Source organism: Longimonas halophila (assembly GCF_002554705.1).
GTDB lineage: Bacteria > Bacteroidota > Rhodothermia > Rhodothermales > Salinibacteraceae > Longimonas > Longimonas halophila.
In genome coordinates this window covers 102,119-116,258 of record NZ_PDEP01000010.1, presented here as the reverse complement: position 1 = coordinate 116,258, position 14,140 = coordinate 102,119, and the positions used below count along the sequence as shown (strand labels likewise).

General features: G+C 56.2%; 15 protein-coding genes. 3 read left to right on the top strand and 12 right to left on the bottom strand.

Going from position 1 to position 14,140, the window contains the following annotated elements; genetic code table 11:
• Positions 1–205: 205 nt before the first annotated feature.
• From CRI93_RS15620 to hpf, 3 genes are all read left to right on the top strand, one after another.
• Positions 206–589 (top strand): cold-shock protein, encoded by a 384-nt coding sequence (locus CRI93_RS15620; protein ID WP_342752109.1) that lies wholly within the window; start codon positions 206–208, stop codon positions 587–589.
• 32 nt (positions 590–621) lie between these two features.
• On the top strand, positions 622–1,080 hold the full coding sequence (ybeY, locus tag CRI93_RS11220; RefSeq protein WP_098062732.1) for an rRNA maturation RNase YbeY: 459 nt from the start codon (positions 622–624) through the stop codon (positions 1,078–1,080).
• Between the two features lie 398 nt (positions 1,081–1,478).
• A complete protein-coding gene (hpf, locus tag CRI93_RS11215; protein ID WP_098062731.1) occupies positions 1,479–1,793 on the top strand; it encodes a ribosome hibernation-promoting factor, HPF/YfiA family in 315 nt (104 codons plus the stop codon).
• Positions 1,794–1,945: 152 nt separating this feature from the next.
• On the opposite strand, the gene metF is transcribed toward hpf, so the two are convergent.
• The 12 genes from metF to nrfD all read right to left on the bottom strand — a co-directional run bounded on the left by metF (position 1,946) and on the right by nrfD (position 14,035).
• The gene (gene metF, locus CRI93_RS11210) at positions 1,946–2,905 is read right to left on the bottom strand and encodes a methylenetetrahydrofolate reductase [NAD(P)H] (RefSeq protein WP_098062730.1); all 960 of its coding nucleotides are present in this window, start codon (positions 2,903–2,905) and stop codon (positions 1,946–1,948) included.
• Between the two features lie 179 nt (positions 2,906–3,084).
• Positions 3,085–3,390 (bottom strand): hypothetical protein, encoded by a 306-nt coding sequence (locus tag CRI93_RS11205; RefSeq protein ID WP_245850479.1) that lies wholly within the window; start codon positions 3,388–3,390, stop codon positions 3,085–3,087.
• 469 nt (positions 3,391–3,859) lie between these two features.
• A complete protein-coding gene (locus CRI93_RS11200) occupies positions 3,860–4,282 on the bottom strand; it encodes a cytochrome C oxidase subunit IV family protein (RefSeq protein WP_098062728.1) in 423 nt (140 codons plus the stop codon).
• A gap of 94 nt (positions 4,283–4,376) precedes the next feature.
• Entirely contained in the window at positions 4,377–5,078 is a 702-nt protein-coding gene (locus tag CRI93_RS11195; protein WP_098062727.1) for a cytochrome c oxidase subunit 3 family protein, read from the bottom strand.
• A gap of 78 nt (positions 5,079–5,156) precedes the next feature.
• The gene (gene ctaD, locus CRI93_RS11190) at positions 5,157–6,896 is read right to left on the bottom strand and encodes a cytochrome c oxidase subunit I (RefSeq protein WP_098062776.1); all 1,740 of its coding nucleotides are present in this window, start codon (positions 6,894–6,896) and stop codon (positions 5,157–5,159) included.
• A 97-nt stretch (positions 6,897–6,993) separates the two neighbouring features.
• Positions 6,994–7,941 (bottom strand): cytochrome c oxidase subunit II, encoded by a 948-nt coding sequence (gene coxB, locus CRI93_RS11185; protein ID WP_098062726.1) that lies wholly within the window; start codon positions 7,939–7,941, stop codon positions 6,994–6,996.
• A 112-nt stretch (positions 7,942–8,053) separates the two neighbouring features.
• Positions 8,054–8,911 (bottom strand): SCO family protein, encoded by an 858-nt coding sequence (locus CRI93_RS11180; protein ID WP_176521838.1) that lies wholly within the window; start codon positions 8,909–8,911, stop codon positions 8,054–8,056.
• 176 nt (positions 8,912–9,087) lie between these two features.
• Positions 9,088–9,861, bottom strand: a complete 774-nt coding sequence (locus tag CRI93_RS11175; RefSeq protein ID WP_098062725.1) for a hypothetical protein — start codon at positions 9,859–9,861, stop codon at positions 9,088–9,090.
• 54 nt (positions 9,862–9,915) lie between these two features.
• Positions 9,916–11,178, bottom strand: coding sequence for a hypothetical protein (locus tag CRI93_RS11170; RefSeq protein WP_098062724.1), 1,263 nt, complete (start codon positions 11,176–11,178; stop codon positions 9,916–9,918).
• 63 nt (positions 11,179–11,241) lie between these two features.
• Entirely contained in the window at positions 11,242–11,880 is a 639-nt protein-coding gene (locus tag CRI93_RS11165) for a c-type cytochrome (protein WP_098062723.1), read from the bottom strand.
• Positions 11,881–11,926: 46 nt separating this feature from the next.
• Positions 11,927–12,526, bottom strand: a complete 600-nt coding sequence (locus tag CRI93_RS11160) for a DUF3341 domain-containing protein (RefSeq protein WP_098062722.1) — start codon at positions 12,524–12,526, stop codon at positions 11,927–11,929.
• Positions 12,527–12,574: 48 nt separating this feature from the next.
• Positions 12,575–14,035 (bottom strand): NrfD/PsrC family molybdoenzyme membrane anchor subunit, encoded by a 1,461-nt coding sequence (nrfD, locus tag CRI93_RS11155; protein ID WP_342752110.1) that lies wholly within the window; start codon positions 14,033–14,035, stop codon positions 12,575–12,577.
• Between the last annotated feature and the right edge of the window lie 105 nt (positions 14,036–14,140).

The following is a 14,140-nucleotide window of genomic DNA, read 5'->3' as shown; positions in this document are numbered from 1 at the left end:
GCATTGAACGAATCGTGTGCCGTATATGTCGGCACACGGGCCATTCATGACACGGCCCCTCCGTCTCATTTCACGCCAGACTTGACAGAATGTATATCTAAGCTCTATATTCGCAGCGTGTGCATATTTGTTGTATTGCTGCGTTCTGCGGAGCCGTGTAAACGCTCTGCAGAAATCTGCAGCATACTTTGGCACACTCCACTATATGTGTCTTACGACGGACCGCTGCGTAATTATGGATAATATGGAGCAAAGCACTGTGAAATGGTTCGACGCCAAAAAGGGATATGGGTTTATTAACCATCCGGATGGCGGCGATGACGTATTTGTTCACTACTCACAAATTCAATCTGACGACGATTTCAAAACGCTACACACCGGACAGTCCGTTCGTTTCGAATTGAACGACGGCCCTAAGGGCTTGCATGCTGTCTCCGTGCACCCTGAGAGCGATGCAGCGGAGCACGACGACGCACCGCCCGTACCTGAGGACTCAGTATCTGGCGATGGCGAAGCGGCCTCCCCGCCTGCCTCAAGCAGCGTCTCGATTCCGCACGACGCCTCAACGCCTGCAGAGTCAGCGCTGTAGCCAAGTACGCTGGCATTTCGCGCTCCTCCTCTATGTCTGTCCCCCACATGATTTCCATCGAGCTTGCCCCAGAACTCGATACGCTCCCAGTCCCCATCGATGCGATAGACCGCCTGCTTACCCAAGTCATTGCAGAGCAGTCGGAGCAATCCGTCGAAGCTCTGAACGTGGTCTTCGGTACGCACACGCTTATTCGGTCCCTAAACGTGCAGTATCTCGACCACGACTACAACACCGATGTGCTCGCGTTCAACCTGAGCGAAACGCCCAAAGCGCTTGAGGGCGAAGTGTATGTAGATGTTGAGACAGCACGCGAGCGTCATGATGAGTTCGATACTTCAGTGAGTGCCGAAATCGCACGATACGCGGTGCACGGCGTCTTGCACCTGCTTGGTCATACCGATAAAACGGAGGACGGCCAAGCGGAAATGCGACGCTTAGAGGACCAGTACGTACAGGTCTTTACCAACGCAGCCGATACGCCTGCCTGATTCTGGAGCAGGGGGCTGCGAGAGAGGCTCCGTGCCTTCCTCAAGGCCCAACTCGCTACGATCTTTTGGCGCGCTCATCCTGCCAGATTGAGACGTGCTCTCCCCCCGCTCGAAGTGACCTGTAGGTCAGAGCCTTACACTCGGCAGATCTCGCACTGCGCTTTGTTTGACTGGTGGATGGCATTCTATGCTGTGCAACACTTTCACGAACTGCGCGTGTCCGATACGCACAGTCTCTGCCTGTTTGGCTCCTCATCTAAGAAGCGATAGGCGCCTAAAATACAGCGTGCTACGTAGAGCGTAATAGCCTTGGCAGAGGCGCCTTGGGGCTTTTCGCTTCTGGGCCCGAGAGGCGTACCTGCATTCGTCTGTTTGATTCCACAGCTGCGTTGTGCCTTATGAATCTCCAACTGACCACCCGCCACGTTACGGTATCGCCCCAGGTGCAGTCTCGCGTCGAGGAGCGCCTGCAAAAGCTTGAACGCTACTACGACGGCATTATCAATGCCGAGGTTATTCTGAGTAAGAACAACAGCCCGGCAGAAGAGAAAACCGTTGAGGCGCGCCTCGATGTCTATCAGAAGCGCTTAACAGCAACCGGCGAAGCCAGCACGCATGAGGATGCCGCCAAGAACTGCGCCGATCAGCTGCGTCGGCAGTTAGAGAAGTATAAAGCGCAACTGCGCCGCAAGGATAAAGATGCCCATCGGTAGGTTTCATCGATAGGTTTGTGCACGTATCCAACCCATGCCGAAGCGCCCGAGCAGCAGTTTCTGCTCGGGCGCTTTCTTCGTTGCAACCATGTTGAGGAGACAAGCAGATCCCTGCTTGTCTCCGAAAGCGTAACGCATGATCGTGTGTAGCGCTATGCCATCTCGCGGAGCGGTTCGACCACCTCTTTCACCGTTGTAGCACTCGACATGATGTAAAAGTGCAGGCAAGGCACATTGGCCGAGAGTAGCTCTTCTGACTGCTGCAACGCCCATTCGATACCCAGGTGCTTCACCTCTTCGTCCGAGTCCGCGGCTGCGATTTCGGCTGCCAGCGCCTCGGGGATGTCGGTGTGAAAGTGAGCGGGAAGGGACTGCAGATGCCGCTTGCGCGTGATGATTTTGATGCCCGGAATAATGGGAACGTCGATACCAACGCTCCGGCACTGCTCCACAAACTCGAAGTAGTACGCGTTGTCAAAAAACATCTGCGTGACCACGTAGTCGGCCCCTGCTTCAATCTTCTGCTTGAGCCGCATAATGTCCCACGCCATGTTCGGCGCCTGAAAGTGTTTTTCCGGGTAGCCCCCAACCCCAATGCAGAAGTTCGTAGGCTGCGCATCCATTAAGTCCTCCAGATACGCCCCCTGGTTCATATCCGTAATCTGGCTGACGAGGTCGACCGCATACTCGTTGCGCGAGCGGTCGGGCGAAAGATCTTTCTCAACGCCCTTGTCATCGCCCCGGATAGCGAGGACGTTATCGATCCCCAGGTAGTTCAGCTCGATGAGCGCATCTTCGGTCTCCTCGCGTGTGAACCCCTTACACAGAATATGCGGCACCGTGTCGATGCCGTATCGCGCTTCGATAGCCGCACACAATCCCAGCGTACCGGGACGCTTGCGCTTTACGCATCGCTTCCATGTGCCGTCGGGCATGGGTTTGTAGGAGACCTCTGCCGAGTGGCTTGTCACGTCAATAAACGGAGGCTCATAGGGCATAAGTTCTTCCACCACCCCGAGCATCTGCTCTGCCGATCCGCCTCGCTTAGGCGGTATAATTTCATAGGAGATAAGTGGATTGGATGCCCGGTCGAGATGTTCAGTGACTTTCATGCAAGCGGTATGGTTTGCAAAAAGGCGGAGGCAAGTCGGTCGTGTGCAGAGCCCATAGAGCACGGACAGCCTGCGGACCTGGTGTACACGGTTGCTGCGTAGTCGAAGTAAAAAGAAAAGCGGAGAGTATCTCGACGCGTTTTAACGCGCCCTCAGTCAGGGATCGCGTAAACATCACATCAGTTACGACGCAGCCACACGTTTTCGCGCCACGTGTCAGGAAACCCATCGGAACTGCCCCATGCATATCGGTAGTCGGGGGAAGACTTGCCAAGGTACTGGCTACGGCGCTGGTCCTCACGTATCTCGCGCACGCCCACGGGCACGCTTTTCTCTTTGCGGAGGCGCTGTTCACGCAGTACAACAGGGTCCCGATCAAACGCAACAGGCTGTTCTGGAAAATATAGGCGGTACGCAGTCGCCACAACCCATGTCAGCAAGAAGAAGAGAACCGGACCGACGAGGGTGATAAAGAGCACATGCATGGCAACGGCGAGATCGGCTGAGCACAACGGTTCGTTTACGAACGCCTACGTTCGTGGGGGCTGGATACATGGTTTGGGAACGCAAGTAGCACAGGCGTGGCCTACAAGCGCGCAGCACCTGCGGACGGAAAGTCAGTTCGCCTGTTAGACCGGGTAAGAGTAAGCAAACCGCCCATTGGGCGATCGCCCATGCTTCACCACAGACTACCCATCTGCTCGTCGGGATTGACCCTCAACTTGGCTTGTCTGCCCTCAGTCTATGCTACTGACTTTGTGCTTTACAAACCACACTACTATAGACGGACATAGGGGCGTGAAGATTCGACGCAAACCGGCAGGGTCTTCCACAATCCAAACGCTACATCAACATCGTTGCGTTTGGCGCAGCACGATGTATGGTGGGAGGTTACCGCTCCGTATCTACCCGTACACATTCCCCATTCCGGCTCTGCATGAAGGGTATGCCTCACTACTGCATATCGCTTGGCGCAACCTGAAGGTCTTCAGCATCTACATCCGACTCTTGTAGCTGCTCGTTCAGCCGTTCGCGCTCTTCAATCGTCAGGCGATCCACATTGTCCATATCACCTCGAAAGGCCGTGTCAAGCAACGTAAAGACCAGGAATATGGCTACGAAGAGCACGCCCACGCTAAAGGTAAGCATGTTGACGGGGTTGTCGTACTTCAAGGCCATAAAGATCATCACAACAAGCGTCGCCTTCGCGCTTGCCAGCCCAAGCGCCACCGGAATTTCGAACATACCCAAGTCGAAGGGCGAAAGTCCTACGGTAATCGCTGTGAGTGCGACCAACGCACCAAAGACCTTTAGCAGTGTGGGGATGGGAATGATGTGGTGGCCGTGAGCGGCGTGGTCGTCGGTGGCGTGGGCCATGGCGTTGTTCGATCTGTGAATCTGCAAGAGTTAACAGGGAGCACACAGGGCCCAATCGACCCAGTGTGCGACGCAAAACGGTGCGCAATTGCGCCTACACAAGGTAGAGCAGCGGAAAGAGGAAAATCCAGATGATGTCAACGATGTGCCAATAGAGCCCTGTAAGCTCCACAGGCGTGTACCACTCGTCGCTGAAGTCGCCCCGGTGGGCGCGCCAGGCCATCCAGCTAATGAGTCCCATCCCAATAACGACGTGTACGCCGTGAATCCCCGTCATCACAAAATAGATGCTGAAGAACTGCGGCACGTACGGTATGGCAGCCAGATACTCATATCCGCTCCCGGTGGGCGCGAAGGCTTCGCCGGGATAGATCCCATGCTCAAACTTGGCCATGTACTCGAAGTACTTGATCACCAAAAAGCCCCCCGCCAGTGCCAGTGTTGCCAGCAGACTGATGACCGTCTTCTTCCTGTCATTTTTCTGGATGAAGTGGATTGACAGCGCCACCGTCAGTGAAGACGTAAGCAGCACAATCGTATTTACCGAGCCCAGGACCCAGTCGAGTGTGCTACTTGCTTCAGCAAACGCTACCGGATTCCAGTTGCGGTACACCGCATACGCCACAAACAGCGCAGAGAACAGCAGAATCTCGGTAATCAGAAACAACCACATCCCCAGCTTTGCCGAGTCAAACTGCTGCTCTGACGAGACAAAGTGGTGCTGCAGATGCGATGGGTGATGGTCGTGTTCGGTTTCGACCGATTCGGTCGTGGCCGGGGCGGTTTCAGTCGACATGAGGACAGCTACGTAAATCGGGAAAACAGGGAAGCCGAGAGCGCACAGACGCTCCCAGCTTGCAGGGGTGCAGAGGCATTACGCGGAGGCATCTTCCTTTGGTGCCGAAGGCGCAGCTTCGGGCGGTGTGAGGCGACTTGCATCACTACCAGCGCCATCGCCACGGGCCTGACCGTCGCCGCTTCCCCCAAACACTTCGTCGGCCTTGTGGAAGTCGTATGGTCCCCGTGTAACGAGGGGCGTGCTCGTGAAGTTATGCGGATCAGGGATCGCAGCCACATTCGTCCACTCCAGCGTAGCAGCCGCCCACGGGTTTTGGGGCGCCTTCTTGCCATAAAAGAGCGAATGCAACGCGTACCCGAGCACCAGGAAGAGTCCGGATGCCAAGATAAAGGAGCCGATGGTTGAGATCATGTGCAGTTCAGCAAAGCGATCTACGTACTCGTAGTAGCGGCGCGGCATTCCCTGACTACCGAGGACCAACTGCGTGAAGAATGTCACATTGAAGCCGACAAAGACCAGGCCTGCGGCAATTTTGCCGAGTGTCTCGTTGTACATGCGGCCTGTAATCTTAGGCCACCAGTAGTGCATCCCCCCGAGCAAAGCAATCACCGAACCACCCATCATCACGTAGTGGAAGTGCCCCACCACGAAGTAGGTATCGTGCAGATGCACATCCACGCCGAGCACCCCCACCATGATACCTGTGAGTCCACCAATAGTGAACAAGAACAGGAAGCTCAAGGCGTAGAGCATCGGTGTTTGAAGCCACACTGAGCCTTTGTACATGGTGGCAATCCAGTTGAAGATCTTGATGCCTGACGGGATGCCAATCAGATACGTAATCAGCGAGAACACGATCGAGGAGATCGCCGACTGGCCGGATACGAACATGTGGTGGCCCCAGACCAGGAAGCCGAGCATCGCAATGGCGACCGATGACAGCGCAATGGCGCGGTACCCAAAGATGCGCTGGCGACTAAACGTAGCAATCAGCTCACTCAAGATGCCAAAAGCCGGCAGAATCATGATGTACACCGCCGGGTGCGAGTAGAACCAGAAGAAGTGTTGGAACAGAATCGGATCGCCCCCAAGCGCCGGGTCAAAGATACCGATCTGCAACGTCTGCTCCAAGATTAGCAGCAGCATCGTAATACCAACAACCGGTGTAGCCAGCACCTGCACGATGCTTGTGGCGTAGAGCCCCCACACAAACAGCGGCAGGCGGTTCCACGTCATGCCGGGTGCCCGCATCTTGTGGATCGTGACGATGAAGTTCAGCCCGGTAAATATGGATGCAAATCCCGAGACAAAAATGGCCCCCGTCATAAAGATCACCGCAGTGCCCTGCTGGGACGAATACGGCGTATAGAACGTCCACCCCGTCGACAACTCGCCGACAAGCAGGGCCGTGACGGTGAGCACGCCCCCCGCCATGTATACATACCAGCTGGCCAGGTTAAGCCGAGGAAAGGCTACATCCTTCGCTCCAATCTGCAGTGGGAGCACGAAGTTACCCAGAATGGCCGGGATCGACGGCACAATGAACAGAAAGACCATCATGATGCCGTGCATCGTGAAGGTCTGGTTGTACTGACTGGCCGACATAATGCTGAAGTCAGGCGACATCAGCTCCAGGCGCACCGCCATAGCCAACAGTCCAGCCACCAGGAAGACGACCGCAAGCGAGATCAGGTACATAATCCCGATCTTCTTGTGGTCTTTGGTCGTGAGCCACTCCCAGAGGCTGGTTTCGTGGTTCAGGTACGTACGCGGTTCGGCGTCGGTTTGTGATGCTGCGTGAGCTGCCGCTTCCATAATTAGGTCATGTTCGTCGATGTAAAGGGGGATCCGGAACGGCGCCGTGTAAAGCACCGGGGATTACGCATCGAAGCACTTGGAATGCCACTATCACCTATTCCTGCTCCTTGATGAACTCAACAAGCGCTGTTACGTCGCGCTCAGAGAGATGAGCAAACGACGGCATGATGCCCGAGCCATAGCCTTCAACAACTTTGGCATCGGGTTCGATGATAGATTCACGGAGGTAGTTGTCATCCGCTTCAACGGAGCCCGCATCGGCAAACGCGCGCTCGCTCTCGTATAGCCCCTGAAACGTGGGACCTGCCATCGCCGATCCGTCGAGGCTGTGGCACCCCTGGCATCCGTTGCGCTGATACTGCAGTTCGCCCAATTCAACAAGTGAGAGATCATCTTCGTTGATGCCTGCTTCAGCGACCCACTCGTCAAACTCGTCTGCAGGGAGCACATTGACTTCTCCTAACATTTGGGAGTGCCCAACACCACAATACTCGGTGCAAAAGAGCTCATATGTGCCCGGCTCGGTAGCCTCAAACCAGACCGAGGTGTAGCGGTTGGGCAGCACGTCTTGCTTTACCCGAAACTGCGGCAGAAAGAAGCTGTGCAGCACATCGCCTTCGCGGCTGCTGAGACGAATTTGCACCGGGCGGTCCGCAGGTAGATAGAGCTCATCGGTCGTCTGCGCCCCTTCTGGATACTCAAAGTTCCATCCATATGAGTAGGCTTGCCCCTGAATCTCATACGCATTCGGCGGGGCCGTCTGTAGCGTCACGAAGGTCTGAAATCCCCACGTAAAGACCAGCAGCACCAGAATGGTTGGCACCACGATCCAGGAAATTTCCAGGAGGCGGCTTTCTTCCACGGGTTCGGGACGGTCGTTGGGATCGCGGCGGCGATACTTGTAAGCCAAGTAGATCATTGCAGCGACCACGCCAACGAAAATAATGGCGCTGGCCCAGTATACGAAGTAGAAAAGGCCATCGACCTCGGCAGCTACCGTCGAGGCAGCTTCGGGAAGCCAGAATGTGCCGGAGTCATTCATGATTGGAAAGACACTGATTGCATAAGAGGGAAGGTATGCCCTGGCTGTCTCGATGCCCGAGACACCAGGACCTTGTAGCATGCGCTTCGTATTCGTTGTGGAAACACACAGGCTACGTCTCAGACGGCATCGAAAACCGCCCTTCTAATTGGTCGTCTACATGCTCATTTTCGCGGCGCCAGAATACATACAACATGCCACCAAGCACAAGCACTGTAAGCACCGAAGCCGCTTTCATCAGGTTGAACGCGTCCGCCGTGTAAGTATTGGCGTCAGGATCAAACTGAAAGCAGTACAACATCACCAAGTCAACGGGCGAGCCTACTTGACCGTCGGACGCCTCAACAAGCGCCTGACGCGTATCGCTCTGGGGCATTTGCATCCCGTGGATATACTGCGACACCATGCCGTCTCCACTCAAGAACACGTAGGTCGTGGGATGCGCAAACTCTTGCTTCGACTCGATCCATCGCAGGTTAAACCCGACGGCATCTGTTAATGCATCAATGTTCTCAGCATCACCTGTCAAAAAATGCCAGCCGTCGGCAGCGTTGGGACGCCCCAACTGGTCCAGGTAGCGCTCGCGCTGGGCCGCTGCTTGCTCAAACGACTCGCGCGGGTTGAAGCTGATCGTAAGCACCGTGTACTCGTCACCGGGCGTCCACTCCAGGCTGCCAATTGTCTTCGTAACGCCGTTCAGCAGCAGCCCACACAGCATGGGACAGTCGTGATACACAAGGTTCAGCAGCACTGGACGCTCGCCGTCAAAGTATTGGCCGAGCGTGACCTCTTGACCGGTGTGGTCGGTGAAGGTAAGGTCGTGCGGTACGGTGTCGCCGTGCTTGCGATCAATTCCCACGCCTTCGTACTCATCGCGATGCTGACCCGTGCGCTGGGCATGCGCTGTGTCTAAGGCACCGCTCACGAATAAAAGGGCTACCAACACGCCGAACAGCACAGAGCGACGCATAGGCATGAGCATGGCAGTTTAGGTGCAGTGCAAATAGACTGTTGGAGGCACACATACGAGCCCGTTACGCCCAGGTTGCACAGCCCAAATCAGCTTCACTACAGTATCATAGCCCGCCTTCGCACTCTCTCGCTCCCGGTGTTCTAACAGCTTATTACTGAACGCAATGCTCCGAGCTACTGCCCGTTTTCTTCGGAGGAATCTCCCGCTTCCTGTGCGTTATATTCTTCAACAACCAGATCTATAGCACGGTCGATGGGGATGCGATAGGTTCCACTTTCTGGATCCACCGCCTCGTATTCCGAAATCTGGCGTTGGCCTTCTGCATTGGTTTCTGCAGCAACGGGTTCTTGCGCACTAACGGCTCTGTCGCGAACCTCTTGCTGCGTTACGTTAGTCCAGGCAAAGAGTACGACCACTGCTACACTGATAACCACAATAATCGAGATTGCAATTCCTGCAATCTGCCCAGTTGCAATTCCTTCTTCGGCAACGCCGACCTCCTTCTCTCGCTCAAAGCGAGCATCGGGCGCCACCATCCGGGCGGGCACATCATCTTTAGCTGCGCGCACCAACTCAAACGCAGGCCCCATGTCTTCTTTCTGTTCAGGGAGCCCTCCATATGCTTCGGCAGCCTCGGCATCGGCCGCAACGAAACTCTCCACGCGCTGGGTTTCGCTTACGCGCTCTCCCGATACCGAGAGCACGCGCCAGAAGAACGTCTGCTCGTCCGTTGGGAAAAAATCCGCAACGCGCACCGAGGTATGCGTATCGACGTCTTCTTCCAGCACGATCGTATCGAAGCGTGCCGACTCGGCCACCTGCAGGATGTAGCGCTCGGCCTCGTCGACCGGCTCCCAGGAGAACTGGACCTCCGTGCCGTCGACAACGTCGGCTTCGCACGGAGCGAGCAACGTAGGTGAACGAAGATCAGACGACGACTCACTCATAGTAAGAAAACGAATCAGCTGGAATAATAGGAAAGTACCCTGTGCGTGGGGTCGCTACACGTTTTCAAAGTGCATCGACTCTTGCAGGTACGGGTGCCGATGGGGGACGAGTGCGTGGCGACTCAACCGGTAGATCGCGGCGCCCATGAACAGACCGAGCAGACCCAGCCACGTTGTAAAGTCAACCCAGTGGAAGCCGCCATCCGTAAAGAGGTTAGGCATTACGTTCCAATGCAGGTCGAACCAGTGCATCCCAAAGAGCCACACGGCAAGGATGCCAAGCACAACAGGGATGCGCTTCGTAATCTGTGGAAGCAGCAGCAAAAACGGTACGGCAAAGTGAAAGAGGATAAGCATAGCACTGTGCCACTCCCACGCATGCTCTAAGCGATGGCGATAGAAAATCGTGACTTCGGGGATCCCTGCGTACCAGATGAGCAGGTACTGGCTGAAAGCAATGTACGCCCAGAAGACCGTGAACCCGAACAGGTATTTGCCCAGGTCGTGGTAATGCTCGGGCGTGATGGTGTCGGTGAGCATTCCGCTACGTTGCAGACTGGTGCCAATGATCACCATCGTTGCAAGGAGCGCAAGCATGGCTCCTGCAAACAGGTAGATGCCAAAGATGGTGGAGTACCAGTGCGCATCGGTCGACATGATGATATCGTAGCTCGCGAACGCCACCGTGATTGCGGTCAGGGGGAGCCCCCAGGCGCTGGTGGAGCGCAGCTTCGACATGATTTCTGGATCGCCGGTCACGTCTTGTGTTACCGAGAGCGTGTAGAGCCGATAGGAGAGCACCGACCAGATCACGAAGTAGAGCCCCATCCGAATCCCCCAGAACGGCGTATTCAGGTAGGGCGCTTTGCCTGCGATGAGCACATCATACTTGGGGCCCCCCTCGATGTAGAGTTCAGGATTCGTCCATTTGTAGAGATCATCCATCCCGAAAAGCACGGGGATAAATAGCACCGCAAGCATCGGGAAGCCCCACAGTAACGACTCGTTGATCCTGTTTACGACAATACTCCACCCCGCCTTTGTTAAATGATTAAAGAACAGGAAGAAGAGCGCCCCGATGCTGATGGTGAGACAGAACGTCCACCCGATGAGGTACGAGACGTAGAAGCGCGACGGGTCTACGAGCCAGCCCAGTGCGCTAATAGCCAAGAGGGCCAGCCCAAGCGCCACAGGAACGAGCCAACTGCGCCGGTCGCCCGTAAACGTAAAGGCGTCAGGCGCCGAATCCGCGGTAGGCCGCAGCGGGTCAATCAGCCACGTAAGTAGAGAAGAGGAGCGCGATTCGGTATCAGACATAGCGTAACAGTCGAAGGTTCAGCGGGAGAAGCCGCGATCTATGCGAAACGGCGAGCCAGGCGCTCACTCAACCGTGATGTTGGCGCTTTGGCCTTGTTCAATCTCGACGAGGGCGCTTTCCGGCAGGTCGCCCTCGCTGGCGTTTTGGCTCCGCTGCAGGGCCCGAATGTACGTCACGATGGCCCAGCGGTCGCGTACGGCAATTTGTGAGGCGTAGCCCGGCATGCTGCGAATGCCATTGGTAATCACATCGTAGAAGTGCCCATCGGGCTCCTCATTGCGCAGACGGTCGGCATGGAAGGTAGGTGCTGGCGTATAACCATAGTCACCGGTCATGATGATGCCCTGCCCGTCGCCTGCAAGTCCATGACAGACCGAACAGTAGATATCGTATCGTTCTTTGCCACGCTGTACAACCGCCTCTGAAACGCTAATGGGAGTGGTTTCAACCAGCACTCCGTCATCGGTGCGGCCGGTGTAGAGCGCGTTGTTCTCACGAAGCAGTCCGCGTGCCACCGTGCCCGAGACCGGCTTACGCATGGCCGCATTGTCGGCAAAGAAGGGATTTTCTTCTTGCGCATCATACCGCTCCTGAAAGTCCATATCTTGATTGAGGTGGACCGGCGGGTCCTCCGACTCCATGCCTCGGCATCCGGTAAGCACCAGGGCCAGGGCGGCGAAGGTAAGTAGTAGGTAACGCATGCTACTGTGCAAATTAGGATCAGCCGTGAGGGTGGGACGCAAGGAGTTACGCATCGACTGCTTCGTCCTCATAGATAAGTTCGACATGCTCAGCGCCCAGGTCACGCAAGAACGCAGCAGTCTCTTCGCGGTCGAACTGCGCATCACCAGCGGCAATGTGGATAAAGAAGCTGTCGTCGGTGGCGCGGCTAAAGCGCTCGGAATAGAACAGCGGGTTGTACGGACGCGGCAGCCCGTTCAGTGCCAGCATAGAGCCTACCGTAGCCAGCGCAGCTACGACAATGGTGAGCTCGAACATGATGGGCACAGACGGCTCAATCGAGAAGAATGGCTTCCCGCTGATGTTGATCGGGTAGTCGACCGCGCCCATCCACCACATCATGAGCGCCCCGCCCAGGCATCCGGTCAGCCCCCCTGCAAAGGTGAAGAAGCCGACCTTGGAATTGCCCAGCCCCATCGCTTCATCCATGCCGTGCACGGGAAACGGGGAGTGGGTGTCGAACTGGCGGTATCCGGCTTCGCGTGTTTCTTCGGCGGCATGGAGGAGCGCACCGGGATGCGGAAACTCGGCGAGCATTCCGTAGGCCCCATCACTGGCCCCTTCGAAGATGCCCATCGACGCCTTAATTTCCTGAATCAGTGTCATGGTCTGCAAGAGTTCGTTGTCAGTAGAGCAGGAGGCCTCTGTGCGCGGTTATGCGGCGCTGCTGTTCTCATCGTCGTCGGAGAGCGGCGTGCTTTGGCTTCCGCCCCGGTAGCTCTGATACCCTTGCGAGGGCTTGATGTAGGGCACATCCCGACCACGCGTGGAAGCAACCTGCCCGTCGCCCTCGTAGTGATGCGGGTCGGACTCGGGGAGTGCGGTCTTCACCTCGGCCATCGCTACGATGGGAATGAAGCGGAGGAACAGGAGGAAGAGCGTAAAGAAGAGCCCGAACGTACCGACGAATGTGAGCACGTCAACCATGGTGGGTGTGTAGTACCCCCAGGAGCTGGGCAGGAAGTCGCGGTGCAGCGACGTGATCGTAATCACGAAGCGCTCAAACCACATTCCGATGTTCACAAAGATGGAGAGCGTGAACATAACCGGAATCGACCGGCGCAGCTTTTTAAACCAGAAGAGCTGGGGAGTCACCAGGTTACAGGTCATCATAATCCAGTAGGCCCATGCATACGGACCAAAGGCACGATTCAGGAAGGCGTACTGCTCGTACTCCAGCCCCGAATACCAGGCCATGAAGAACTCCGTGATGTAGGCAAAGCCCACGATCGTGCCTGTCACCAGAATGATGACATTCATTTTCTCAAGGTGGTCGATCGTGATCAGATTCTCCAGGCTGTAGATCTTACGCGTAATGACGAGCAGCGTGACTACCATCGCAAAGCCTGAGAAGATGGCTCCCGCCACAAAATACGGAGGGAAGATCGTAGTATGCCAGCCGGGCAAGATAGAGACTGCAAAGTCGAACGAGACCACGGAGTGCACGGAGAGGACAAGCGGGGTAGCAAGTCCGGCAAGCAGCAAGTATGCTTTTTCGTAATTACGCCAGTGGCGGTTTGCGCCGGTCCATCCAAGCGAAAGGAAGCCCAGAATCCGCTTACGGAAGAAGCCTTTAGCGCGGTCGCGGAAGGTAGCCAGATCGGGCACCATGCCCACGTACCAGAAGATGAGCGATACGAGGAAATAGCTCGACACCGCGAATACGTCCCACAACAGCGGACTCTTAAACTGCGGCCACATTTCCATCTGGTTTGGGATGGGCAGGGTCCAGTAGATCGCCCATACGCGTCCCACATGGAATGTAGGAAAGATGAGTGCACAGATCACAGCGAAGATGGTCATCGCCTCCGCTGCGCGGTTGATGGAGGTGCGCCACTGCTGCCGGAAGAGGAAGAGAATGGCTGAAATCAGCGTTCCGGCGTGGCCAATCCCCACCCAGAACACAAAGTTTACAATCGGCCAGCCCCAGGCCACGGGTTGGTTATTGCCCCACACACCCACGCCGTTGTACACCTGATACGCCAGCATAGCCAGCAGCAGCACCGCGCCGCTGGATGCGACGGCAAATGCGGCGAACCATGCTTTGGGTGTCTTGCGCTCAGCATGGTACGACACCAGTTCAGTGATGTCGTTGAACGTGAGCCCGCCCTTCACGAGCCGGGGCCGCTCGTGGAAGTTGTCGTGGCCGTTGGGCCCCTCGCTATGTTCGGTACGATTGTCCACGGGGTTTCTACGCTTGATTCAACAGGGTGAGCGTGG